This is a genomic window from Metabacillus litoralis, assembly GCF_007994985.1.
Taxonomy (GTDB): domain Bacteria; phylum Bacillota; class Bacilli; order Bacillales; family Bacillaceae; genus Metabacillus; species Metabacillus litoralis.
The window spans coordinates 1-337 of sequence record NZ_VOQF01000058.1; the positions used below are offsets into that span (position 1 = coordinate 1).

At 36.8% G+C, this 337-nt stretch carries 1 protein-coding gene; it reads left to right on the forward strand.

Features of this window, described 5'->3' with window-relative positions; all coding sequences use genetic code 11:
• On the forward strand, positions 1 to 337 hold a 337-nt coding region (locus FS935_RS23530; RefSeq protein WP_158638703.1), incomplete at both ends, for a hypothetical protein.

The window sequence follows — 337 nt, forward strand, 5'->3', positions numbered from 1 at the left end:
CTATATACCTGTTGAACAAAGTGAACACCTAACACATTATAACGTGGTAAACGCTGTGTTTCCTGATTTACAAACGATTATGAATGATGTAGAAAAGCCATCACTACTTGATCAGAATACTGCTGTATTACCTAGACAGCTTCAAGGATTTCAAGTTGATTCTTATTCAAAATGGCTTGCTTATAACGGCCTTTTTACAACAGGTTTTTTATCACATTCAGTAACACCACAGCTATTATTGAAGGATAAAGATGCTGACGATTCCCTACAGCAGTTTTCAGCGCTACAAAGCAATCTGAAAAAAGATGCTCCGTGGCTACGATATGTGAAAGTATCT